At 62.1% G+C, this 22,369-nt stretch carries 23 protein-coding genes; 9 read left to right on the top strand and 14 right to left on the bottom strand.

The window, feature by feature from the left end; translation table 11 throughout:
* Window positions 1-11 precede the first annotated feature (11 nt).
* From CUJ84_RS26140 to CUJ84_RS26130, 3 genes are read left to right on the top strand one after another with little or no spacing between them, the layout of a single operon-like run.
* The gene (locus CUJ84_RS26140; protein ID WP_105008598.1) at window positions 12-1,373 is read left to right on the top strand and encodes a TadE/TadG family type IV pilus assembly protein; all 1,362 of its coding nucleotides are present in this window, start codon (window positions 12-14) and stop codon (window positions 1,371-1,373) included.
* Complete coding sequence (locus tag CUJ84_RS26135; RefSeq protein WP_105008597.1) at window positions 1,370-1,900, top strand: TadE/TadG family type IV pilus assembly protein; 531 nt, start codon at window positions 1,370-1,372, stop codon at window positions 1,898-1,900. The genes CUJ84_RS26140 and CUJ84_RS26135 overlap by 4 nt, the downstream gene beginning before the upstream one ends.
* Before the next feature lies 1 nt (window position 1,901).
* Complete coding sequence (locus CUJ84_RS26130; protein WP_105008596.1) at window positions 1,902-2,486, top strand: TadE/TadG family type IV pilus assembly protein; 585 nt, start codon at window positions 1,902-1,904, stop codon at window positions 2,484-2,486.
* 103 nt (window positions 2,487-2,589) lie between these two features.
* Here the strand turns inward: CUJ84_RS26130 and CUJ84_RS26125 are convergent, their stop codons facing one another.
* The 10 genes from CUJ84_RS26125 to CUJ84_RS26080 form a co-directional block, all read right to left on the bottom strand.
* Window positions 2,590-3,345 carry an SDR family NAD(P)-dependent oxidoreductase gene (locus CUJ84_RS26125; RefSeq protein WP_105008595.1) on the bottom strand — a complete coding sequence of 252 codons (756 nt, stop codon included), beginning with the start codon at window positions 3,343-3,345 and terminating at the stop codon, window positions 2,590-2,592.
* Between the two features lie 71 nt (window positions 3,346-3,416).
* Entirely contained in the window at window positions 3,417-4,181 is a 765-nt protein-coding gene (locus CUJ84_RS26120) for an SDR family NAD(P)-dependent oxidoreductase (RefSeq protein ID WP_105008594.1), read from the bottom strand.
* 9 nt (window positions 4,182-4,190) lie between these two features.
* Entirely contained in the window at window positions 4,191-5,225 is a 1,035-nt protein-coding gene (locus CUJ84_RS26115) for a proline racemase family protein (protein WP_105008593.1), read from the bottom strand.
* The gene (locus CUJ84_RS26110; RefSeq protein ID WP_105008592.1) at window positions 5,222-6,712 is read right to left on the bottom strand and encodes an aldehyde dehydrogenase family protein; all 1,491 of its coding nucleotides are present in this window, start codon (window positions 6,710-6,712) and stop codon (window positions 5,222-5,224) included. Before CUJ84_RS26110 ends, CUJ84_RS26115 begins: the two co-directional genes overlap by 4 nt.
* Before the next feature lie 33 nt (window positions 6,713-6,745).
* Window positions 6,746-7,984, bottom strand: coding sequence for an NAD(P)/FAD-dependent oxidoreductase (locus tag CUJ84_RS26105; protein ID WP_245457586.1), 1,239 nt, complete (start codon window positions 7,982-7,984; stop codon window positions 6,746-6,748).
* 70 nt (window positions 7,985-8,054) lie between these two features.
* Window positions 8,055-8,933, bottom strand: coding sequence for a 4-hydroxy-tetrahydrodipicolinate synthase (dapA, locus tag CUJ84_RS26100; RefSeq protein WP_105008590.1), 879 nt, complete (start codon window positions 8,931-8,933; stop codon window positions 8,055-8,057).
* Window positions 8,934-8,964: 31 nt separating this feature from the next.
* Complete coding sequence (locus CUJ84_RS26095; RefSeq protein WP_105008589.1) at window positions 8,965-9,630, bottom strand: amino acid ABC transporter permease; 666 nt, start codon at window positions 9,628-9,630, stop codon at window positions 8,965-8,967.
* 9 nt (window positions 9,631-9,639) lie between these two features.
* On the bottom strand, window positions 9,640-10,302 hold the full coding sequence (locus CUJ84_RS26090) for an amino acid ABC transporter permease (RefSeq protein ID WP_105008588.1): 663 nt from the start codon (window positions 10,300-10,302) through the stop codon (window positions 9,640-9,642).
* Window positions 10,303-10,329: 27 nt separating this feature from the next.
* Window positions 10,330-11,112 carry an amino acid ABC transporter ATP-binding protein gene (locus tag CUJ84_RS26085; RefSeq protein WP_105008587.1) on the bottom strand — a complete coding sequence of 261 codons (783 nt, stop codon included), beginning with the start codon at window positions 11,110-11,112 and terminating at the stop codon, window positions 10,330-10,332.
* Window positions 11,113-11,174: 62 nt separating this feature from the next.
* On the bottom strand, window positions 11,175-12,008 hold the full coding sequence (locus CUJ84_RS26080) for a substrate-binding periplasmic protein (RefSeq protein ID WP_105009173.1): 834 nt from the start codon (window positions 12,006-12,008) through the stop codon (window positions 11,175-11,177).
* A gap of 198 nt (window positions 12,009-12,206) precedes the next feature.
* Between CUJ84_RS26080 and CUJ84_RS26075 the strand changes: the two genes are divergently transcribed.
* Together CUJ84_RS26075 and CUJ84_RS26070 are read left to right on the top strand one after the other, a co-directional pair.
* Entirely contained in the window at window positions 12,207-12,926 is a 720-nt protein-coding gene (locus tag CUJ84_RS26075) for a GntR family transcriptional regulator (protein WP_105008586.1), read from the top strand.
* A gap of 4 nt (window positions 12,927-12,930) precedes the next feature.
* A complete protein-coding gene (locus CUJ84_RS26070; protein ID WP_105008585.1) occupies window positions 12,931-13,713 on the top strand; it encodes a pyrroline-5-carboxylate reductase in 783 nt (260 codons plus the stop codon).
* Here the strand turns inward: CUJ84_RS26070 and CUJ84_RS26065 are convergent.
* Window positions 13,710-14,258 carry a cupin domain-containing protein gene (locus tag CUJ84_RS26065; protein WP_105008584.1) on the bottom strand — a complete coding sequence of 183 codons (549 nt, stop codon included), beginning with the start codon at window positions 14,256-14,258 and terminating at the stop codon, window positions 13,710-13,712. The two genes, CUJ84_RS26070 and CUJ84_RS26065, sit on opposite strands and share 4 nt — an antisense overlap.
* Window positions 14,259-14,401: 143 nt before the next feature.
* Between CUJ84_RS26065 and CUJ84_RS26060 the strand changes: the two genes are divergently transcribed.
* Window positions 14,402-15,736, top strand: a complete 1,335-nt coding sequence (locus CUJ84_RS26060) for an aspartate aminotransferase family protein (protein WP_105008583.1) — start codon at window positions 14,402-14,404, stop codon at window positions 15,734-15,736.
* A 41-nt stretch (window positions 15,737-15,777) separates the two neighbouring features.
* On the opposite strand, the gene CUJ84_RS26055 is transcribed toward CUJ84_RS26060, so the two are convergent.
* A complete protein-coding gene (locus tag CUJ84_RS26055) occupies window positions 15,778-16,185 on the bottom strand; it encodes an Lrp/AsnC family transcriptional regulator (RefSeq protein ID WP_245457600.1) in 408 nt (135 codons plus the stop codon).
* A 180-nt stretch (window positions 16,186-16,365) separates the two neighbouring features.
* On the opposite strand from CUJ84_RS26055, the gene CUJ84_RS26050 reads away from it, so the two are divergent.
* From CUJ84_RS26050 to CUJ84_RS26040, 3 genes are read left to right on the top strand one after another with little or no spacing between them, the layout of a single operon-like run.
* Window positions 16,366-17,577 carry a diaminopropionate ammonia-lyase gene (locus tag CUJ84_RS26050; protein ID WP_105008581.1) on the top strand — a complete coding sequence of 404 codons (1,212 nt, stop codon included), beginning with the start codon at window positions 16,366-16,368 and terminating at the stop codon, window positions 17,575-17,577.
* The gene (locus CUJ84_RS26045) at window positions 17,574-18,821 is read left to right on the top strand and encodes a Zn-dependent hydrolase (RefSeq protein ID WP_105008580.1); all 1,248 of its coding nucleotides are present in this window, start codon (window positions 17,574-17,576) and stop codon (window positions 18,819-18,821) included. The genes CUJ84_RS26050 and CUJ84_RS26045 overlap by 4 nt, the downstream gene beginning before the upstream one ends.
* Complete coding sequence (locus CUJ84_RS26040; protein ID WP_105008579.1) at window positions 18,818-19,978, top strand: M20 aminoacylase family protein; 1,161 nt, start codon at window positions 18,818-18,820, stop codon at window positions 19,976-19,978. The genes CUJ84_RS26045 and CUJ84_RS26040 overlap by 4 nt, the downstream gene beginning before the upstream one ends.
* Window positions 19,979-19,999: 21 nt before the next feature.
* Here the strand turns inward: CUJ84_RS26040 and CUJ84_RS26035 are convergent, their stop codons facing one another.
* Both CUJ84_RS26035 and CUJ84_RS26030 read right to left on the bottom strand, forming a co-directional pair.
* The gene (locus CUJ84_RS26035; protein WP_105008578.1) at window positions 20,000-21,022 is read right to left on the bottom strand and encodes a helix-turn-helix transcriptional regulator; all 1,023 of its coding nucleotides are present in this window, start codon (window positions 21,020-21,022) and stop codon (window positions 20,000-20,002) included.
* A gap of 77 nt (window positions 21,023-21,099) precedes the next feature.
* Entirely contained in the window at window positions 21,100-22,350 is a 1,251-nt protein-coding gene (locus CUJ84_RS26030) for a D-amino acid dehydrogenase (protein ID WP_105008577.1), read from the bottom strand.
* Between the last annotated feature and the right edge of the window lie 19 nt (window positions 22,351-22,369).

Genomic DNA, 22,369 nt, shown 5'->3' with positions numbered 1-22,369 from the left:
GGTGGTCTTTTTTGCGCTCGGGTCTTTCATATTCACTTGATCGGGTCTTAAAAACCCTTCGCGGTCTCGGAAGGGACAGGGGCGGCAATGTCGCGATCGTCGTTGCCCTTACCCTGGTGCCGATGATCGTCGCAGTTGGCGCAAGCTTCGACTATATTCGTACGTACAATGTCCGCCAAAGGATGCAGAGCGACCTCGACACAGCCCTGATCGCCGCAGTCAAGGAGATCGATACCGACGACGCCGTCGCTCTCAAGCAAAAGGTTTCCGACTGGTTCCACGCGCAGGTGGAAAACAGCTATACGCTTGGCGACATCGACATCGATACATCAAACCATAAGATCACGGCGACGGCGAGCGGCACGGTTCCGACGACTTTGATGAAGATCGCCAACATCGACACCGTTCCCGTCAGCGTGGCAAGCGCCGTCAAGGGCCCGGCCACCTCCTATCTTAACGTCTATATCGTCATCGACACGTCGCCGTCGATGCTTCTGGCGGCAACAACGGCCGGCCAGTCGACCATGTATTCCGGCATCGGCTGCCAGTTCGCCTGCCACACGGGCGATGCGCACAAAATCGGCAACAAGACATATAACAACAACTATGAATACAGCACGGCCAAGAGCATAAAGCTGCGCGCCGATGTCGCCGGCGACGCCGTCAAGGACGTGCTTGCCCTGATCGACACCTCAGACAGCAATCATCAACGCATCAAGGTCGGATTATATAGTCTCGGCGATACCCTCACGGAAGTCCTGGCCCCGACGCTGAGCACGGACACGGCGCGCAACCGCCTGACAAACTCAAGCTACGGCCTAACCAGCGCGACCTCGAAGGCAGCCACCTATTTTGACGTGTCGCTTGCGACGCTCAAGCAGAAGGTCGGGACCGGCGGGGACGGAACCTCCTCGAACTCGCCGCTCAAGCTGGTTCTCTTGCTGACGGATGGCGTCCAGTCGCAGCGCGAATGGGTGACCGACAAGGTCACATGGTCGAACAACAAGGCAATTTCGGGGGCATACTGGAACAAGGTGGCGCCTCTCAATCCGGACTGGTGCGGCTACGTCAAAAACCAGTCCGCCACCATGGCGGTTCTTTATACCGAATACCTGCCGCTCACTTCGGATTGGGGCTACAACGCCACCGTCGGCTCGACCATGGCAAGCGCCAACTGGAAAGGCACCTATGGTGGCACCATGCAAAGTGGCGTGTCGACCAGCATCACAAGGCGCGACTACATCCCCTATGCGCTTTCCGACTGCGCATCGTCCAAGAGCTTGTTCCTATCAGCCTCGTCGTCGGCGGAGATCACGGCAGGCCTGTCGGCGCTATTCACCCAATATCTCGCATCTGTCCGGCTGACCCAATGAGGAGAGGGAAACGCTTCGCATCGTTGCACCGCCTGCTTGGCGATCGCAAAGGGGTCGCTGCGATCGAATTTGCGATCCTGGCCCTGCCGCTCTTCATCATGATATTCGGCATTATCGAAGTGTCGCTGATGTTCTTCGTCAACTCGGCGCTGGACGCTTCGGTTCACAAGATCTCCCGGATGATCCGCACCGGCGAGGTTGCGTCCTCCAAGGTCACGCTGGCCGATTTCAAGGCCAGAATTTGCAACGACATGCTTCTCTCGTTCAGTTGCTCCAGCGACCTCCTGGTCAAGGTGATCGTGCTTTCCGACCTCTCGTCCGCCGCCAGCACCGACCCCATCGACGACAGCGGCAATCTCACAGTCACCGAGACCTATGATATCGGCAAGGGCAGCGACTACATCCTGGTTCAGACGTTCCTGCCATGGACAGCCGTCGTCAATTTCTTCAGCCTGTCGAGCGCCAAGCTTTCCGACGGCCGCTACCTGCTCGGATCTTCCGTTCTGTTCCGCAACGAGCCTTTCTGACATGATCATGAAACGGAGCCAGTCCTTTTTCCGCTTTGCCCGATCCCGCGCCCGTCATCTCATGCGCGACCGGTCGGCGGCTTCGGGCGTGGAATTCGCGCTGGTGTTGCCGATCCTGGTGATGCTCCTGTTCGGCACCGTGGATCTCGGCCATGCGCTCACGGTCAGCCGAAAGATAGACGAGATCGCCTCTTCCACAGGCGACATGATTTCACAGCAGGGCGCCTGGACGAAGTCCGACGTCGCCAAGCTTCTCTCCGGCGCCAGTTTCATCCTGCAGCCCTATGAGACGACAGGGCTGACGATCACCGTCGCGGTGGACGATATCGCCAAAAGCGGCAGTGCCACGGTCAACTGGTCTGCAGCACTCAACACCTCCGCACTTAATTCCGGCGCCGCGAGCACAATCGAGGTCCCTTCGGAGATCCAGGATGACGGCGTGCAGGTGGTGTTGACCAGGGTGCAATATACATTGACGACGCCGGTCTCGGCGTTCTTTTCAAACTTCACCGGGCAGAATGGCTACAGCTTCGATCGCCATTACTTCAATCGCCCGAGGGTCGGCGACACGATCACTTACAAATAAGCCGGAGATCGTTCACGGCCTTCTCGCCTCATAAACGGATGAAATCCGAAACGAACGCAGGATTGTGCGTCCGACATGCCGTCACCGAACTCGACCGACGCTTTCAAGCCACGGCTTGCGCGCCGGTGATTTCCACGAGCGAGCCGCACATGAAGGCCGCTTCATCCGATGCGAGGAAAGCAACGAGCGCTGCCACCTCCTCCGGCCTGCCGATACGGCCGTAAGGGACGAGTTTGTCGAGATCGGCGATCGTCCGGCCAGCGCGCGTAACACCTGCTTCGAGCATCGGCGTATGGATTTCGCCGGGGCAGACGGCATTGACCCGGACCTTGTCGGGCGCATAGTCGCGGGCGAGGTTCTGGGTGAAGGCGGCAACCGCCGCCTTGGTCGTGTTGTAGGCGATGTGGTTCGGCGCGGGGTAAAGTCCCCATTGCGAGGCGGTATTGACGATCGCGCCGCCGCCGGCAGCGATCATATGCGGCAGGGCCGCGCGGCAGAGATGGAACATCGAATCCAGATTGACCGCAAAGCTCGTCTGCCAGTCTTCATCCGAGAGCGACAGCAGGTTTCCGCGCCGGTTTATACCGGCATTGTTGACCAGCACGTCCAAGCGTCCCCTGATCGCAAAGGCTTTAGCGACGAGGTCTACACATTCCGGCTTTCGGGAGATGTCAGCCGCGATGGCGGTTGCGCTTCCGCCCTTTGCTTCTATCAGCGAGGCGACTTCGCTTGCCGCCTGCATGTTGGCATCGGTCACCACCACGAAGGCGCCTTCCTCGGCAAGCCGCCTGGAGATGGCTGATCCTATGCCCCCTCCGCCGCCCGTCACGACCGCGACTTTGTTGACGAATCTTTTCATCTCGGAACCTCTTCCCTTTGTCTTCACACAATTCCGGACGCAAAATCGCTGCGCGCTTTTGCTGGAATGCTCTATCTGATGTAACTGCCGCCGTTCACGTCGAACGTCGCCCCGTTGATCGAGGCCTGCGAAGGGCGAAGCAGGAACGCCACCAACTCGGCGATCTCCGCCGTCTCGGCCATCTCGCCGATCGGAATGTCGCCGACCGCCGCATCCTTTCCGTGTCTCGCCACGAAGTCTTCGGCCATATCGGTCCGCACCCAGCCCGGCGCGATGGAGACGGCGACGACCCCGTCACGCCCGAAGCTGCGCGCAATCGACTTTGTGAGATTGATCAGTGCCGCCTTCGTCGCCCCGTATGGCATGGCGTCGGCCGCGTAGCCGCGCTGGCCGGCCCGGCTTGCCAAGTTGACGATCCGCCCGCCGCCATTCTGCCGGAAATGCAAGAGCGCTTCCTTGCAGAGATCCGCCGCCGCAAAGAAGTTCACCTGGAACTCCTTCTGCCAGGCGGTCCGCCATTCGGACGGATCGGCGTCGATCGAGATCTCGTTGCGGATGCCGGCATTGTTGACGACGGCGTGGATGCGTCCCGCCACCGCGAGGGCTTCGCGCCATAGTGTGAAGGCGCCGTCCGGACGGGAGAGATCGGCCTGGACGATCAGGCCGTTTCCGCCGAGCTTGCGAAGCAAAGCTTCTGCGCGCTGCCTGTCGCGCCCGTAATGGATGATGGGCCGGGCTCCTTCGGCAGACAGACGCTCGGCGATGGCTGCGCCGATACCGCCCGACGCCCCGGTGACGAGGACGGTCTGACCGGCCAATGGTTGAACATGAGACATGTCGGGCTCCTAACCGAGTAGGCCGACCTGGGGACCCCAGGTGTCGGACAGGGCAAATCCTGCTGCGAAGGGATCGTCGTCGGACATGCGGAGCTGTTCGCGACCGTAGACATAGGCCCGGCCGGTTATTCGCGGCAGCACGGCGCGGCGGCCGCCCACCTCGGTCTCGCCGATTGCCTCCGCCAGGAATTCGCCGCCGATGATCGACCGCGACGTCCTGCGGTCTCCGACCGAGACTTCTCCGCGGGCGTAGAGCACAGCAAGGTTCGCCGAGCTACCAGTCCCACAGGGCGAGCGGTCGACGCGGCCGGGCTGCAGCGTCGTGCAGGTCCGCACTGCCCCATCGGCCTCGTATCCGCGAAACATCACGTAAGCGATCTCATCGATACCGCTAAGCACGGGATGGGCGACCGAGACCTGCCCGGCGAGGAGCGACTTCAGCTCGATACCGGCTTCCGCGAGCAGCCGGGCATTGGCAGGCGCAATATCGAGGCCGATCTGCCCGACGTCCACGAGCGCGTAATAGACGCCGCCGAAGGCGACGTCGATCTTGATGCGGCCCCATTTTGGCGTTTCCACCTCCTTGTCCAGCGCTTCGGCAAAGCTCGGCACGTTGTCGAGGCTGACGAACAGGCACTGGCCGTCGCGGCAGGCGGCACGCGCGACGATGAGGCCCGCGGGCGTGTCCAGGCGGACGACCGTCTCCGGCTCCGACATCGGCACCCGCCCGCTCTCGAGAAGTGCTGTGACCACGCAGATGCAGTTGCTGCCGGACATCGGGTGGGCACGGTCGGCCTGGAGGACGATGAAGCCGGCATCCGCATCGCTGCGGGTCGGCGCGACCAGCAGGTTCACGGACATGGCGACGTTGGCGCGTGGCTCGAAGGTGACGAAGCGGCGCAGATTGTCGTCGACCGTGTTGAGGTGGTTCATTTTGTCCAGCATCGTCGCGCCAGGTATTTCAGGCGCTCCTGCCACGATGATCTTGCCGATCTCGCCCTGGCAGTGGACCTGCAGCAGATCGAGGGTCCGGTTCCAGTTCATTTGGCCGCCTCCGGCTTGATGTACCAGCCCCAGGGATCCTCGCTGGTGAAGCGGGTGATCTGCTTGGTCTCGAGGTAGTTGTCGAGGCCCCAGCGTCCGAGTTCGCGGCCGATGCCGGATTCCTTGTAGCCGCCCCAGGGCGCTTCGGTGAATGTGGGCTGCGAGCAGTTGATCCAGACGATGCCGGCGCGGAAGGCCGCCGCCACCCGTTCGGCGCGGGCCTCGTCCTTCGACATCACGGCAGCGGCCAGGCCGAAGCGGGAGTCATTGGCGAGCTCGACCGCCTCCTCTTCGGTCTTGAAGGGCCGGATGCAGACGACAGGCCCGAAGATCTCCTCCACCCAGGCGGCGCTGTCGAGCGGAACGTCGGTCAGAACGGTCGGCTGAAGGTAGTAGCCCTTGTCGAATCCTTCAGGGCGCACTCCGCCGCAGGCGACCGTAGCGCCGGCTTGCTGGGCCTTTTCGATCGCCGCAACGACCTGCTCGTGCTGGCGCTTGGAAACCAGCGGCCCCAGGAGGACGCCCTCGTCCAGGCCGTTGCCGATTTTGATCTTTTTCGTTTCCTCGATCAGACGCGCGAGCAACCGTTCGTAGAGGGTGTCCTGCACGAGGACTCTTGAAGTCGCCGAGCAGACCTGGCCCTGGTTCCAGAAGATGCCGAACATGAGCCACTCGACGGCCTTGTCGATATCGGCGTCCTCGAAGACGACGAAGGGCGACTTGCCGCCGAGCTCCAGGCTGACGCGCTTGATGTCACGGGCAGCCGCAGCCATGATCTTCGAGCCGACCGGTCCGGAGCCGGTAAATGCTAGCTTGTCAACCTGCCTGTGATCGATGATTGCCTGTCCGGCGACCGAGCCAGCGCCCGTTACGATATTGAGGACGCCTGGAGGCAGCCCGGCTTCGTCTGCGATTGCCGCGAGCTCGAGCGCCGTCAGCGATGTCAGTTCGGCGGGCTTGAGCACGATGGTGCAGCCGGCGGCAAGCGCGGGGGCGACCTTCCATGCCGCCATCAGCAACGGATAGTTCCAGGGAATGATCGCGCCGGCCACACCGATCGGCTCGCGAACCGCCTTTGATGTGAACCGTGCATCGGGAAGCGCGATCGCCTCCTCGGGATTGTTGTCGAGCTGTTCGGCCAGACCCGCATAGAAATCGAAGCAGCCCGCCGCATCGGCGACGTCCCAGTCGGCCTCCGGAAACGGCTTGCCGTTGTCGAGGACTTCGAGGCGGGCGATTTCGGCCTGACGGGCGCGGATGCCGGCCGCAATGGCCCGGAGATATCCGGCGCGCCGGGCTCCGGTCAGCTTCGGCCAGCCGTCCTTGTCAAAGGCGCGGCGCGCGGCCTTCACGGCGAGGTCGACGTCTTCGGCCGTTGCGGCGGCGATCCTGTGGATCACCTCTTCGGTCGCCGGATTGATCACCTCGCAGGTTCCGCCCTTGGCCGGCTTCACCCATTGTCCGTCGATATAGAGTTCGCTTCGCATAGTCACTCCCTTCGCCTTGCGCCGACGCCGCTCTCAGAAGCGGTCGACGCGATAGGGTTTCATGTCCACGGGCGGTTGGACGCCCGTGATGAGATCGGCCATCAGGCGGCCGGTCGTCGCCGCATAGGTGAGGCCGAGATGTCCGTGGCCGGTCGCGTACCAAACGTTGCGGCGCTTGGCGGAAGGCCCCATGACCGGCACGGTGTCGGGCAGTGCCGGGCGATGCCCCATCCACTCCGTCGCCTGCCGGACCTGCAGATCCGGCAATGCCTCCTGAGCCCGCTTCACCAGGATCTTCGCGCGCCGATAATCGGGCGGTGCGTCGAGACCGGCCATCTCGACCGTGCCGCCGACGCGGATGCCGCCTGCCGTCGGCGTGACCATGAAGGCGCGCGCCGGCCAGATGATCGAATGACGCATCGAAATGCCGGGCTCCATGATCTGCGTGTGGTAGCCGCGTTCGGTTTCGAGCGGGATATGCTCTCGCAACAGGGCGGAAAGCCGGGCGGTGAAAGCCCCGGCCGCGAGCACCACCTTGTCGGCCGCAATGGTGCGCCCATCCGCCAACCGAAGCGCGCAGACGCCCGCGTCGCCCTGCTCGAAATCGACGACATTACCCTGAACGATCCTGCCGCCGAGCCGCCCGAACCTTTCCGACAGCGCGAAGACAAGCCTGTAGGGATCGGTAATCGACCGGTTGTCGGGAAAGAGGACCGCCTTGCCGATCTTCGTCGTCAAAACAGGCTCAAGGTCCCGGATGGCGTTGCCGCCAAGGATTTCGTGCCTGAAGCCGAAACGCTCCAGGATTTCCATATGCTCCCGATCGGCTTTGAACTCGGCGTCATCGGCATAGAGGCTGAGGCATCCCTCGGCGGTCAGCATGTGTCCGAGGCCGGTTTCCTTCAGGAGCGCGTCCAGGTCTTCGTAGACGCGTCGGCAAAGCACGGCGCCGGCTGCCTCCAGTTCCCGCAGCTTCGAGGGACGGCTTGCAGCCAGAAACCGCAGGAACCAGGGCACCAGTCTCGGCAGATAGCCGGGGCGGATGCGGACCGGACCCTCCGGATCGAGCAGCCATTTCGGCATCTGCGCCCAGATGCCCGGACGCGAGGCCGGCATGAATTCGGTGACGGCGATGCTCGCCATATTGCCATAGGAAGCGCCGCGGCCCGGCGCCGCCTTGTCGAGCAAGGTGACGGCTTTTCCCCGGCGCTGCAGTTCATAGGCGATTGTGGTGCCGATAATGCCGGCGCCGACGACCACGATGGATGACACGGCCAACCTCGCAATTTCAATGGTTTCAGGGCGGCTGGCCCGCCCCGTAACTGTTATCATTCGAGGCCTGTTACCAGTTGAGGATCGGCTGCATCGCCGCCTTGAATTCGGCCTTCTCCTGCTCGGTCAGTTCGCCGAGCGGCGCGCGGCAGGTACCGACCGGCGTGCCCTGGAGCTCGCAGCCATATTTGATCTTCTGGACGAACTTGCCGCTCTCGAGGATGTTCAGCGCTCTGTAGAGAACCGTCATCATCTCGCGCGCCTTTTCGAGGTCGCCGGAACGGAACGTCCGGTCGAGGTCGCAGCACGCTTTCGCCATGCAGTTGGCCGGACCGCAGATCCAGGAATCCGCGCCCCAGAACATGAAGTCGAGGGCGATATCATCGGAACCCGAGACGAGGTCGATGCGACCCCTATAGCGCGCGTGGATGTCGACGGCGCGCTGCAGAACGCCCGAGCTCTCCTTGATGCCGATCACCCGCGGATCGTCGGCGAGCGCATCCATCAGGTCGAACGAAATCTCGATGCCGTCCTTCGGAGGATAGTTGTAGAGGATGAGATTGACATCAGTGGCGTCAAGTACGGCGCGGTAGTGTGCGAGCAGTTCGTCCTGCGTCGGACGTGTGTAGAAGGGTGTGGCGAGCAGAACCGTGTCATAGCCGATTTCCCTGGCGCGCGTCGTGTTCTCGATCACCTCGCGGGTGGCAGGCGCGTTGGTGCCGGCGATCAGTATCTCGTCGTCATTGGCGAAGTCCTTGACGAACTTGAGCACCTCGTCGCGCTCCTCGTTCGAGAGGGAGAAGTATTCGCCGGTCGAACCCATCGGAACCCAGCCCGTGACGCCCGCCGCACGCAGCGCCGTCAGGTGCTTTTCGAACGCCTTGAAGTCGATCTTGTTGTTCGCGCCGAAGGGAGTGATGAGCGCGGGCATGACGCCGGAAAGTTTCATGGGGAATTCTCCTGTCTGGGAACGACTATCTTCAGATTGCGAGTTTCTTCAGGATCCGGCCTTCCACGAGCGAGACGGCCCGCGTCAGAGGAAAGGCGATCACGAAGTAAATGAGGGCGACGACCGTCAGTACTTCGACGGGACGGGCCGTGTTGTTGGAGATGTTCTGGCCGACGAACATCAGATCCGCCATGCCGACGGCAGAGACCAGGGCGCTCTCCTTGAAGAGGCTGACGCAGTTCGACAGCAGCGTCGGGATTGCGCGCAGCACGGCCTGCGGCAGCACGACGTTCACCACCTGGCTCCTGCGCGGCAGGCCGAGGGCGACGCAGGCGTCCAACTGCTCCTGGCCGATGGACTTGAGGCTCGCCCGGAAGGTCTCGCTGGTGATCGCACCCATATAGAGCGTCAGTGCGATGACCCCCGACGCCAGGTTCGAGAGTTCGACACCAAGGATGAGCGGCAGGCAGAAGAATATCCAGAAGAGCTGGATTAGCACCGGCGTGCCGCGGAAGAATTCGACATATATGCTGGAGATCGCGCGAAGTGCGAGGTTGCGCGACGTCCTGAGGAGACCGACGAGAAAGCCGAGAGTGCATCCGAGCACGATGCAGATGACCGTCAGTTTGATCGTCATCCACAGGCCGAGCAGGAGTGCGTGTTCGAAGCGCAGCAGGATCGAGAAGTCGAGTGTCATTCTGGCCTCCTAGCTGACAAGGATTTGACGGCGGCGCTCGAGCAGGCCGACGATCTGGGTTATCGGGAAGGACACGGCAAAATAGATGAGAGCCACGACGGTAAAGGTTTCGATGGGGCGGTAGGTCTCGGTGGCCAGCGTCTTGCCCTGGTACATCAGGTCCTGGATGGCCACGATCGCAACCAGCGCGCTCTGCTGGAAGATGACGATACCGTTGGTCAGAAGCACGGGGATCGATGCTCGGAATGCCGTCGGGAACACGATGTAGAGCACCCGCTGCAGCGGATTGAGGCCGAGCGCTATGCCGGCGTCAAGCTGTTCGCGTGGAACCGTCTGGATGGACGCCCGGTAGGCCTCGGCGTTAAACGCCATCAGATTGAGCCCAAGCGCCAGGATGCCCATCGTCACCGGGTCGAGGAAGACGTCGAACAGCATCGGCACGCAGTAGAATATCCAGACAATCTGGACGATGGCCGGCGTGCAGCGAAAGAATTCGACGAACAGCATGAACGGCAGCCGCACCACCCGGTAGGGGCTCATGATCAGAAGGGCGAGCGCGAAGCCGAGCACGATGCCGATGACGTTCGCCGCAGCCGTCAGCTCCAGCGAAACCCACAGCCCCTGCAGAAGCGGAGCGATGGATACTGCATTGAAGTCGAACGTATAGTTCACGATGCTCTCCCGGCTGCTTGATGTGGCCTACTGCTTGATGTGGAAGACGCGGTCGATGAATTCCTTCGTCCGCTCCTCGCGTGGGGCGCCGAGCACCTGCTCGGGAGGGCCGTCCTCGACGACCACGCCGCCCGCGCAGAAGATGACGCGGGAGGCGATGTTCTTGGCGAACCACATGTCATGCGTCACGATCATCATCGGCATGTCCTGGGCGGCGAGTTGCAGGATGACCTGCTCCACCTCGCTGACAAGTTCCGGGTCCAGAGCCGAAGTGACCTCGTCGAACAGCATCAGCTTCGGGTCGAGCATCAGCGCGCGGGCGATCGCGACGCGCTGCTTCTGTCCGCCGGAAAGCTGGGCCGGATAGGCATTGGACTTGGCGCCAAGCCCGAACCGCTCAAGCAGCGCCTGGGCTCGGGCCACAGCCTTCGCCTTGGCTTCTCCACGCACCTTGCAGGGAGCGAGAACCAGGTTCTGAATGACGTTGAGATGCGGAAACAGCGTGTAGTGCTGAAAGACCATGCCGATCGAACGGCGGACATTGGTGTCGATCTGGGTCTTCCGGCCCACGGCTTCGGAAGAAATATAAGGCTTTCCATCGAAATTGACCGACCCGCTGTCGATCTGCTCCAGCCCCATCATCACTCTCAGCAGCGTGCTCTTACCGCCGCCGCTCGGACCGATGACGACGACGCGTTCGCCGGGCTTCATTTCGATGTCGATGCCTTTCAGCACCTGAATGGCTCCGTTGCCATAGCTTTTGTGGAGCGCCTGCATTTTCACGAGGGGAAGGCTGAAGGACGTGGTCATGCCAATCTCCGATGATCGAAGCTGGAGAGGGCCGGCGCGATCCTCGCACCGGCCCGGCGAGGTTACTTTGCGCCCTTGAGGACTTCGTCGACCGCCTTCTTGATCAGCTCATCGACGTGACCGGTCGCGACCTTTTCTTCGAGGAAGATATCGACCACTTCGACGTCAGCAGCCGAAAGATTGTGCGGCAGGCCGAAAGCGACGCCCTGCTTGGCGAGCGCCGGCGTCGGGTTGAGCGCCACCGCCCAGTCGGGGTTCGACTGGGTGAAGAGCTGGTTGGTGTCGGAGGCGTCGACCAGAATGTCGGCGCGCTTCGAGGTTACCGCCAGGCGGGTCTCGTCGTTGCCGGGAAGACGCATGATCGTGGCGTTCTTCACCGATGCGGAAATTGCCTTGTCCTGCGCCGTGCCGGACATGACCGCAAGCGTCACGCCTGCTTTGTCGATATCCGCCACCGAGGCGGCACCGGCCGTAATTTTCGGATTGTTTTTGTTATAGGCGAGCGAGATCTGGTACTCCATCGCCGGGATCGAGAACTGCACGGCCATGGCGCGCGTCGGCGTCCGGTTCAGCGCCAGCGAAAGGTCCCATTTGCCGGCCTGCAGGCCGGCGACGATATTGTCCCAGGTCGTATCGACGAATTCGGGTTTCACCTTCAGGACTTCGGCAAATTCCTTGCACAGATCGGCGAAGAAGCCGGAATATTCTCCGGTCGCCGGATCGCGCATGACATAGGGCGGGGCAACGGCTGCGCCGCAGCGCAACACGCCCGCCTTCTGCACACCCTGCCAATATCCCTCAGCGGTCTCAGCCTGTGCGGCGGTGGCGGAGAGACCTCCCATGAGAGCGAGCGCGGGCAGCGCCCGCAAGGCGGACGTTATCAACTTCGAAAGCATCGGCATTCCTCTTTGCTGTGCGCGAAGCGCGCGGTTCCACTCGTCGGCTCTAGCCGTTTCTGTTATTTTCTTGTCGGCTGCGTGTCGACTGAGAATGATATGTCAACAGCGTGTCGACAAAGTCAAGCGAAAAAATTACATTGCCGACACGCTGCTTTTCTGGCCCAATGCGACCCGCGTCGGGAGAAAGGGACCTAAGTGTCTGAAGAATCGGAAGTGAAACGAATCCGCGGGACTGGCTGGAAGAACGTCTACGAAACGCTTCGCAACGAGATCCTGGCGCTCACTCTGCCGCCCGGTCAGCTTCTCGATGAGATGACGCTTGCCGAACGCTTCGACATGTCGCGCTCGCCGGTGCGCGAAGCCCTGATCCGGCTCGGCGCTGACGAGTTGGTCGTCACACTCTCGAACCGGAGCACGATCGTAGCGCCGATCGAAGTGGCGACGTTTCCCAAATATGTGGAGGCGCTCGACATCGCGCAGCGCATGAATACGCGGCTTGCCGCCGCGCTCAGGACCGAGGCGGACCTGAAGATCATCGCCAAGCGGCTGAAGTCGTTCGAGGCGGCTGTTAGAACCGGCAATCACCTCGCCATGTCGGAAGCCAACAAGGAATTCCACATGGCAATCGCCCAGGCCGGGAAAAACCAGTATCTCGCCTCATTCTACGAGAAGCTGCTGTCGCAGGGGCAACGCATGCTCCACCTGCATTTCGAATATCTGGAACGAACCCACGAGGGCTATCTCCTGACCGACGAGCACACGCTCATGCTCAATGCCGTCAGGGACAAGAACGTGGATCTCGCCGACGAACTCGCCCACGCCCATACGCGCCAGTTCCAGGACAATTTCATCAATTTCATGCGCGAGAACTACACGACGGATGTCGCGTTGGGGCCGTTGCGGGCTGCGGAGTAATCAAATGAAAATCAACAATATCGGATTCGTCGGCACCGGCGCGATTACCGAAGCGATGGTTCGCGGGATTCTCACTGAGCCGGCCTATGCCTCCGAGATCCACGTGTCTCCACGAAGCGCTCATATCGCCGCGACTCTGGCAGACGAATTCGCCGCCGTGAGAATTGCCAAGGACAATCAGGACGTCGTCGAGCGCAGCGACATGGTGTTCCTGGCGATACGGCCGCAGGTCGCCGAGGAGGTCGTGCGTGCGCTATCGTTCAGGGATGGGCAAATGGTCGTCAGCCTCGTTGCGGCGACGGAGCGCCAGGCCCTCTCCGAATGGATCGCCGCCGACGTGCATCTCGCGCAGGCGATTCCTCTGCCCTTCGTCGCAGGCCGGCAAGGCGTCACTGCCATCTATCCGCCCGATACCGCCGTCGCAGCGCTTTTCGATGCGCTCGGAACGGCTGTCCAATGCCAGTCGAGGAAGGAATATGATCTACTCGCAGCAGCGAGCGCAATGATGTCGACCTATTTCGGCATCATGGAGCAGATTGCCGTCTGGCTGGAGAGAAGCGGCCTCGAAAAGGCGAAGGGACAGGCCTACATTGCCCCGCTCTTTGCAAGCCTTGCGCAGAAAGCGAACAGCCCCGGCAACGAACCGTTCAGCGCGCTGAGCCGCGAATTCGCCACCAAGGGCGGGCTGAACGAGCAGGTTTTCTCAGACTTCGAGAAGAAGGGCGGCCTTGCCGCATTGAGCGCCGCACTCGACGGCGTCCTTGCCCGGATCGAGGGCAGGAACTAGAACGTCGGCGGCGTGCAGGCGCTGATGACCTCGCAGGGCACCGGTCCGACGCAGCGGAAGCGATGAGGGCGCCTGCTTTCGAAATAGTAGGCGTCACCGGGCCCAAGGATCCGCCGCTCGTCATCGACCGTCACCTCGAGCCTTCCTGATAGCACGATCCCGCCTTCCTCCCCCTCGTGAACAAGGGGAACCTTTCCGGTGTCGGCGCCCGGCTGGTAGCATTCCTTGAGTATTTGCAGGCTCCGCCCGAACAGGTTTTCCCCAACCTGCCTGTAGGAGATGGCGCCCTTGCCGATCTCCACCAACTCCTCGGCCGCATGGAAGGCCTTCCTTGGACGCTCGGGCTCGAAGGCGAAGAACTCCGCCAGGCCGATTGGGATGCCGTCCAGAATTCGCTTCAAGGCCCCGACCGAGGGATTGGAGGCGTTCGATTCGATCAGCGAGATCGTCGAATTGGGCACTCCGGTGCGCTTGGCGAGCTCACGCTGGGAAAGCTTATGGGCGATGCGGAGATGGCGAAGGCGGTTGCCGATATCGACGGACATGATGCGGTTCGTTTGTGTTGTCCAGAATATCTAAAATCATACCTTCACGCCCATTCAATTTCAATAGCTTGCACCGACAAAGAAAAGGACTTGTTTGAAAGAGAGAAATTGCCATTCTCGGCGCCATCCCAAAGGAGGCCAGGATGGACCAGCTCAGCAAAACGAACGCGCCCGTACTTGAAAATTTCTGGATGCCGTTCACCGCGAACCGGCAATTCAAGGCCACGCCGAGGCTTCTCGCAGCAGCCGAGGGCATGTATTACACCGACATCGATGGAAATCAGGTGCTTGACGGCACGGCCGGGCTCTGGTGCTGCAACGCCGGCCACGGCCGCAAGAAGATCGCCCAGGCCGTCGAACGACAGCTTGCAACACTGGACTTTGCACCGACCTTTCAGATGGGGCATCCGATCGCCTTCGACTTCGCCTCGAAATTGGCTGCGAACGCGCCGGGCGGCCCGCAAGCCAAGCTCGACAGGATCTTCTTCACCGGCTCGGGCTCGGAATCGGTCGATACCGCGCTCAAGATCGCCATCGCCTATCAGCGGGCGATCGGTCAGGGCACCCGCACGCGGATCATCGGGCGTGAGAAGGGATATCATGGCGTCGGGTTCGGCGGCATTTCCGTTGGCGGTCTCGTCAACAACCGGCGGGTCTTCCCGCAAATACCGGCCGACCATATGCGCCATACGCTCGACATCGGGCGCAATGCATTTTCAAAGGGCCTTCCCCCTCACGGCGTGGAACTGGCGGATGATCTCGAGCGCCTGGTGCAGCTGCACGGCGCCGAAACCATCGCAGCCGTCATCGTCGAGCCGATGTCGGGATCGGCAGGCGTAGTCCTGCCTCCGAAGGGCTATCTGGAGAAACTGCGCGCAACCGCCGACAAGCACGGGATTCTGCTAATCTTCGACGAGGTCATCACCGGCTTCGGGCGTCTCGGCACCCCTTTCGCGACCGACTACTTCGGCGTCGTGCCCGACCTGATCACTACGGCAAAAGGCATCACCAATGGCACGATCCCGATGGGCGCGGTCTTTGCCAGCCGCAAGGTCTATGACGGCCTGATGGTCGGACCTGATAACGCGATCGAACTCTTCCATGGCTACACCTATTCCGGCCATCCGGTCGCCTGCGCCGCCGGGCTCGCTACTCTGGAGATCTACGAGGAGGAAGGCCTGCTGACCCGCGCAGCCGATTTGGCCGAGTACTGGCAGGACGCGCTCCATTCACTGAAGGGCCTGCCTCATGTCGTCGACATCCGCAATCTCGGGCTGGTCGGCGCAGTCGAACTGGCTCCTCGTGACGGCGCGCCGGGAACCCGCGCCTACGAAATCTTCGTCGACTGCTTCAACAAGGGCCTGCTGATCCGGGTGACCGGCGACATTATCGCCCTCTCCCCGCCGCTCATTATCGAGAAAACTCAGATCGACACGATCGTCTCGACGCTCAGTGATGCGCTGAAGCGCGCCGCATAGGCCCGCTCCCGATGCGGCGGTAAACCAGCCGCCGCATCCTCCTATCCCACAGGTACGCCAAGCCCGACCTTGACCCTATCCATGGCGACGAAGGTCCGGAAGCGTTTGACGTTGTTGTTCCCGAAGAACAGCCTGCGCGTCAGAGCCTCGTAGTCGGCCATCGACGGCACGATGATGACCAGAATGAAATCCGCTTCGCCGGTGACGTAGTAACATTGCTGGATTTCGGCTGCGGCCGCGAACTCAGTCTTTGCCTGCTCGATCTGCTCGGCGGTTTCGCTGATGACCTCCACCTCCACGAAGATCGTGATGGATTGTCCAAGCGCCTGCGGCTCGATGATCGAAACATCCGCCCGGATGACCCCCTCCTCCCGCATGCGCTTGATCCGTCGCTGAACGGCCGGCGCGGAAAGGTTCACCGCATCGCCGATCGTTCGCTGCGGGGTCATATTGTCCCGCTGGAGAATGGCGAGGATCTTCCGGTCGAAATCGTCGAGATGCGGCTGGTGAATGGGGCTGCGCAAATCGATGCTCCAATGAAACAAAATTGCAAATGAACGGTCAAATATCAGCGCCTTTTTCGTCAGTGCTGCAATAGAGTTCAGCGAAACCACACATAAAGGTGCGCGATGTTTCTTTTGAACACCACAGCGGACTATCGTCTGGCACTTGACCCGAGAGATGAGAAAACGCTCGACGCCTCCGCCGCCGTGGAGGTGGAACGCCACCTCGCTTGCCGGAGGGACCATAGGGTAACGCCGCTCGTGGCTTTGCCCGGATTGGCGAGCGAAATCGGCGTCGCCGCGATCCACGTCAAGGACGAAGGCCATCGCCTCGGACTTGGAAGTTTCAAGGCGCTCGGGGGAGCCTATGCGGTGATCCGCCTTGTCCTCGAACAGGCCGAGCAGCGGCTCGGCCGCGTCGTCGACATGGCGGAGCTGCATTCGCCTGATACCCGCGCCGTTGCGCAGGCGATGACGGTCGCCTGCGCAACCGACGGCAACCATGGCCGTTCGGTGGCCCAAGGCGCGCAGCTGGTCGGTGCGCGCGCGGCAATCTTCGTACACTCAGGCGTCAGCGACGAACGCGTCGCCGCCATCGCCCGCCTCGGCGCCGAGATGATCCGTGTCCAGGGAACCTATGACGACTCCGTCCGGGAGGCGGCCCGCGTGGCCGAGGCGAACGGCTGGATCATCGTTTCGGATACGTCCTGGCCGGGCTATGAGCGGATCCCCGGTCTGGTTATGCAAGGTTATACCGCCCTCGTCAGGGAAGCTCTCAGGCAGATGCCGGAGCCGCCGACCCATGTGTTCATCCAGTCCGGCGTCGGGGGAATTGCCGCAGCGGTGGCCGGCCACCTAGCAATTGCACTCGGCGAAAGTCGTCCCCTCTTCACGGTCGTCGATCCCGCCCGCGCTGCATGCCTGTTCGAGACGGCGCGCGCCGGACGTCCGGTCACGATCGCCCATGGCGAACCGACCGTCATGGCCATGCTCGAATGTTACGAACCCTCTCTCGTCGCTTGGCGGGTTCTCTCCCGCGCCGCCGACGCCTTCATGACGGTGGACGAGGCAGATGCGACCGACGTCATGATGCGCCTTGCCCACCCGGTCTCCGGTGATCCCGCGGTCGTCGCCGGCGAAAGCGGTGGTGTCGGCCTCGCAGGGGCCATGAAGGCCGTCGCCGATCCGGCGGTCAGGGCCGCCCTGTCGATCGACGGCCGCTCCCGTATCTTCGTCGTGAATACGGAAGGCGCGACCGATCCGGGCAAATATCAAGAGATCGTCGGACTGTCGCCCGCAGCAGTCGTTGCCAAGAACCGTGAAGGAGCGCTGACATGACCGGACAATCGATCGATGCGGCGCGTCTGCTCGGACGGATCCGGACGCTCGGCGAGATCGGCCGGGATGCCGACGGCCGGCTGATCCGGCTGGCGGCTTCCGATACGGAGAAGCTCGGCCGCGACCGGTTCGTCGGCTGGATCGAGGGCGCAGGACTTGAGGTCGCCGTCGATCGCATCGGCAATATCTTCGGCATCTGGAAGCCTGAAGGTACCGTTGACGCCGCGCCCCTCATGCTTGGCTCGCATATCGACACGGTCATCGGCGCCGGCATTTACGACGGCTGCTACGGCACCCTTTCCGGGCTCGAAGTGATCGAAACGCTGAAGGCGGAAGGCTTGACGCCATCTCGTCCGATCGTCGTTGCGGCCTTCACCAACGAGGAGGGCGTGCGCTACGCACCCGATATGATGGGATCCCTGGTCTATGCGGGCGGCCTGCATGTCGATACGGCGCTTGCCACCATCGGCACCGATGGAACGATGCTCGGCGATGAACTCGAGCGGATAGGCTATGCCGGCGAGCATCAACCGGGGTTCCTCAGACCGCATGCCTATATCGAGCTGCATATCGAGCAGGGGCCGATCCTCGAACGCGAGGGCATTCCCGTCGGCGCCGTGGAACATCTGCAAGGCATTTCCTGGCAGAGGGTTGTCATCACGGGGGACGCCAATCATGCCGGAACGACGCCGATCTCCATGCGCCGCGACGCGGGCCATGCCGCCGCACGGGTCGTCACCTTCCTGCGCGACCGGGCGAACGCATCGAACACGCCGACGGTCGCGACGGTCGGTTGCATGCGGTTCGAACCTGATGTCATCAACGTGATCCCATCGCGGGCGACGTTCACGGTCGATCTCCGCGACCCGGACGAGGAGCGGCTGAAGGAAGAGGAAGCCGCGCTCGCAGCATTCCTGACCGGGCTATCCGCCGAGGAACAGGTCGGCGTATCGGTGGAAAGGCTTGCCAGGTTCGAGCCTGTGAAGTTCGATCAGGGGATCGTGAGGCTGGTCGAAAACGCGGCACGGGACCGCGGTCTCGCCTGCCGGCGGATGACCTCCGGGGCCGGCCACGATGCGCAGATGATCGCCAGGATCGCCCCGTCGGCGATGATCTTCGTGCCGAGCATCGGCGGCATCAGCCATAATCCCAAGGAATATACCGCCGACCACGATCTCCTCGCAGGCACGAATATCCTGCTTGACGTCGTTCGCCGGCTTGCCACGGAAGGATTGCCGGCATGACCATCGACAGGCACGCGCTTCATGCGGAAATGACGGCGTGGAGACACGATCTTCACACTCACCCCGAGTTCGGCTTCGAGGAGCAGCGGACGTCGGCCTTCGTCGCCGCCAAGCTGCGGGAATTCGGGCTCGACGAGGTCGTCGAGGGCGTCGGCGGCACAGGAGTCGTCGCAACGCTGAAGCGTGGCAGCGGCAATCGCGCCGTTGCCCTGCGCGCCGATATGGATGCGCTCAGGATCAACGAACAGACGAACACCCCGCACCGGTCTCAAAATCCGGGCATCATGCATGCCTGCGGTCACGACGGCCACACCACGATGCTGCTCGGCGCAGCAAAGATCCTGGCCGGTGAAGGCGGTTTCGACGGCACCGTGCACTTCATCTTCCAACCGGCCGAAGAATGGGGCAAAGGCGCGCTGGCGATGATCGCCGACGGGCTCTTCGAAAGATTCCCGTTCGACGAAATCTACGGCATCCACAACATGCCGGGGATCGGCGTCGGCAGCTTCCAAACGCGTCCTGACGAGATCATGTCGGCCGAGGACAATTTCGAGATTACGCTAACGGGCGTCGGCGGCCATGCCGCACGACCGCACTGGGGCAACGAGGTGCTCGTCGCGGCCTGCGCGCTCGTGACCAACCTGCAGACCATCGTCTCCAGGCGGCTGGATCCGGCCGATATCGGCGTCGTGTCCGTCACGGAACTGATCACCGACGGCACGAGGAATGCGCTCCCTGGCCTCGCCCGCATTCTGGGCGATGCCCGCAGCTTCCGTTCGGAGATCAGCGAGACGATCGAGAAGCAGATGCGTCTGATCGCTGAGGGCACGGCCATGACCTACAACGTCAAGGCCGATGTCGTCTACACCAGGGAATTCGTGCCTCTCATGAACGACCCTGCCTTGACGGAGGAGGCCCTGACTGTGGCACGCGATCTCTACGGTGCTTCGAATGTCGTCATTGCACGCAAGCCGATGACCGGATCCGAAGACTTCGCGCAGTTCCTCTCGCGGGTGCCGGGCTGTTTCGTATTCCTGGGCAATGGCGAGCACTCGCCGCCGCTCCATAACCCGACCTATGACTTCAACGACGCCGGCCTCTCGCATGGAGCAAACTTCCACGCAGGGATTGTTCGTCGACGGCTCCAGACAGGCTGATCTGTGAGACCCGGTGAGCGCTCAGCGCTTCAAAGTCTGTGACGGCAGCTGGCCGAAGCGCTTCCTGTATTCGGCTGCAAATCGCCCCAGATGCGTAAATCCCCATCTGAGCGCGACGTCAGCAATGCCCTGCTTCGCGTCAGACGCGAGCAAATCGCGATGGGCGGCAACCATCCGAAGTTCCTGCAGGTAGGCCATCGGGGTCGTATCCCTGAACTGCCGGAAACCCTGTTGCAAAGTCCGAACGCTGATCTTGGCGGCCATCGCGATATCGTTGAGCGAAATCGGCTCGGCGATGTGTTCCTGCATGAAGTCGATCGCCCACTTCACATGGCGTGGGGCCGGTGTCGGAGCAGGGAGCGCAAGCTCGTTCGAATAGCGATTGGGGCAGGCCTCCAGAAGCAGATAGATCGCCGCGTCGCAGAGCGAGTTGGCTGCCAGCGGCGACCGTTGCAGCGGTCCGTTGCCGCTGAGGCCGCGATGGAGGCTCGAGACAAGTTGCTGCAATACAAGCCCCGGACCGGTCGTCAGATCGATGTGAGGATGAAAATCGATGTCGCCGCTGATCGTTCGTTCGAACATATGCGTGAGGTGGCTGACGATCTTCGCCTGATCGACGAACAGGCCGAAATGACGGCGAGGCCCAAACAGGCGGGCACCTGCGGCACGACCTGCCTCAAGGATCGTACCACGAGCGGGAACCGAATATATTTGCTCCCGCATGCCGTCGAAGGACGCGTTCCCTTCCAACGGTAGAAAAACGATCATCCTGTCGCTGGGCGCCTCCCGCCTGATCAAGATTGTGCCTTCGTAGGTGCAGTCGGCTACGGTTACCTCTTCTCCCACGGAGACAAAATTGCAGCGGTATGCAATCGGCATATTGCCTTCCGCCGCAACCTTGATCGGGGAGTTTGGCGTCGACAATATTTCCGAGAGTTCGTCCGGGTCTGTTCCGCTGTGCGCCGTTTCCCGAAATAGCATGCTCGGCGCCGCCAGATTTCCGGTGAGGCCGCCATTGTTATGTATATGAGAATTAACGGACATCCGTGACCTCGGTAGACGATGTACACAAGTGATAATGGATTTGTGCAATCATGTTCATCTCTTTTTGCCCGGGCGTTTCAGCCGTAGCGGCTGATTGCGAGATCCCTCGCGTCGATTTCCGGCTGGCGGCCGCCGACGAGATCGCCGATGAGCCGCGCCGAACCGGTGCTCATGGTCCAGCCGAGCGTGCCGTGACCGGTATTGAGGAAGAGGCCCGCGATCTTTGTCGGGCCGATGACCGGCGTGCCATCCGGCGTCATCGGCCGCAGGCCGGACCAGAAGGAGGCCTTGGAAATATCGCCGCCGGGGAAAAGATCGGTGACCGAGTGTTCCAGCGTGCTGCGGCGGGCCAGGCCGAGATCGTTGGTATAGCCTGATATTTCAGCCATGCCGCCGACGCGAATGCGGTCGCCGAGCCGGGTAATCGCAATCTTGTAGGTCTCGTCCATCACGGTCGATTCCGGCGCGCGTGACGCATCGGTGATCGGGATGGTGAGCGAATAGCCCTTGACCGGATAGACCGGCAGCCGGATGCCGAGCGGCTTGAGCAACAGTGGCGAATAGCTGCCGAGCGCGACCACCACGGCCTCCGCGCTCATCCGCTCACGATCGGTGATGACCCCGCGCACCCGGCCGGCCTCGACATCCAGCGCCTTGATCGTCGTCCCGTAAGCAAAACGGACACCGAGCGCCGCAGCTTTGGCCGCCAGCGCATTGGTGAACTTGAAGCAGTCGCCGGTTTCGTCCTTCGGCGTCAGCAGACCGCCGACAATCTTGTCGCGCACGTGCCTCAATGCTGGTTCGAAGCGGACACATCCGTCCCGATCCAGCACCTCATAGGGAATGCCGTCGGCAGCCAGTGCCTTGACATCCTTTGCCGAGGACTCGAGCTGCTGCTGCGTGCGGAACAGCTGCAGGGTTCCCTGCATGCGTTCGTCATAGGCGATGCCGGTCTCGGCGCGAAGATCGGCCAGCGCGATGCGGCTGTAGTCTGCAAGGCGCAGCATGCGGCTTTTGTTGATCGCATAGCGCTCGGAGGTGCAGTTCGACAGCATCCTTGCCATCCAGGAGAGCATGGCCATGTCGAGTTTCGGGCGCAGGATGAGCGGCGCGTGCTTCATGAACAGCCACTTCATGGCCTTCATGGGAATGCCGGGCGCTGCCCATGGCGAGCAATAGCCGAAGGAGACTTCTCCGGCATTGGCAAAGCTCGTCTCCAGCGCCGGGCCCGACTGCCGGTCAACGACCGTGACGTCATGGCCGGCCTTGGCCAGTTGATAAGCGGATGTGACGCCGACGATGCCGGCTCCTAGAACGATGACCTTCATGATGTTCCCAATGATGGAG

It is taken from the genome of Rhizobium leguminosarum (genome assembly GCF_002953715.1).
GTDB classification, from domain to species: domain Bacteria; phylum Pseudomonadota; class Alphaproteobacteria; order Rhizobiales; family Rhizobiaceae; genus Rhizobium; species Rhizobium leguminosarum_V.
Note: the sequence above shows the minus strand (reverse complement) of the source record. Positions and strands in the feature narration are given on the sequence as shown.

What these genes read in the sequence shown, in the direction of transcription:
- CUJ84_RS26135 (WP_105008597.1), top strand. Translation starts at nt 1,370, where the DNA reads ATGAGGAGAGGGAAACGCTTCGCATCGTTGCACCGCCTGCTTGGCGAT.
- CUJ84_RS26130 (WP_105008596.1), top strand. Translation starts at nt 1,902, where the DNA reads ATGATCATGAAACGGAGCCAGTCCTTTTTCCGCTTTGCCCGATCCCGC.
- CUJ84_RS26125 (WP_105008595.1), bottom strand. Translation starts at nt 3,345, where the DNA reads ATGAAAAGATTCGTCAACAAAGTCGCGGTCGTGACGGGCGGCGGAGGG.
- CUJ84_RS26120 (WP_105008594.1), bottom strand. Translation starts at nt 4,181, where the DNA reads ATGTCTCATGTTCAACCATTGGCCGGTCAGACCGTCCTCGTCACCGGG.
- CUJ84_RS26115 (WP_105008593.1), bottom strand. Translation starts at nt 5,225, where the DNA reads ATGAACTGGAACCGGACCCTCGATCTGCTGCAGGTCCACTGCCAGGGC.
- CUJ84_RS26110 (WP_105008592.1), bottom strand. Translation starts at nt 6,712, where the DNA reads ATGCGAAGCGAACTCTATATCGACGGACAATGGGTGAAGCCGGCCAAG.
- dapA (WP_105008590.1), bottom strand. Translation starts at nt 8,933, where the DNA reads ATGAAACTTTCCGGCGTCATGCCCGCGCTCATCACTCCCTTCGGCGCG.
- CUJ84_RS26095 (WP_105008589.1), bottom strand. Translation starts at nt 9,630, where the DNA reads ATGACACTCGACTTCTCGATCCTGCTGCGCTTCGAACACGCACTCCTG.
- CUJ84_RS26085 (WP_105008587.1), bottom strand. Translation starts at nt 11,112, where the DNA reads ATGACCACGTCCTTCAGCCTTCCCCTCGTGAAAATGCAGGCGCTCCAC.
- CUJ84_RS26080 (WP_105009173.1), bottom strand. Translation starts at nt 12,008, where the DNA reads ATGCTTTCGAAGTTGATAACGTCCGCCTTGCGGGCGCTGCCCGCGCTC.
- CUJ84_RS26070 (WP_105008585.1), top strand. Translation starts at nt 12,931, where the DNA reads ATGAAAATCAACAATATCGGATTCGTCGGCACCGGCGCGATTACCGAA.
- CUJ84_RS26065 (WP_105008584.1), bottom strand. Translation starts at nt 14,258, where the DNA reads ATGTCCGTCGATATCGGCAACCGCCTTCGCCATCTCCGCATCGCCCAT.
- CUJ84_RS26060 (WP_105008583.1), top strand. Translation starts at nt 14,402, where the DNA reads ATGGACCAGCTCAGCAAAACGAACGCGCCCGTACTTGAAAATTTCTGG.
- CUJ84_RS26055 (WP_245457600.1), bottom strand. Translation starts at nt 16,185, where the DNA reads ATGACCCCGCAGCGAACGATCGGCGATGCGGTGAACCTTTCCGCGCCG.
- CUJ84_RS26050 (WP_105008581.1), top strand. Translation starts at nt 16,366, where the DNA reads ATGTTTCTTTTGAACACCACAGCGGACTATCGTCTGGCACTTGACCCG.
- CUJ84_RS26045 (WP_105008580.1), top strand. Translation starts at nt 17,574, where the DNA reads ATGACCGGACAATCGATCGATGCGGCGCGTCTGCTCGGACGGATCCGG.
- CUJ84_RS26040 (WP_105008579.1), top strand. Translation starts at nt 18,818, where the DNA reads ATGACCATCGACAGGCACGCGCTTCATGCGGAAATGACGGCGTGGAGA.
- CUJ84_RS26035 (WP_105008578.1), bottom strand. Translation starts at nt 21,022, where the DNA reads ATGTCCGTTAATTCTCATATACATAACAATGGCGGCCTCACCGGAAAT.
- CUJ84_RS26030 (WP_105008577.1), bottom strand. Translation starts at nt 22,350, where the DNA reads ATGAAGGTCATCGTTCTAGGAGCCGGCATCGTCGGCGTCACATCCGCT.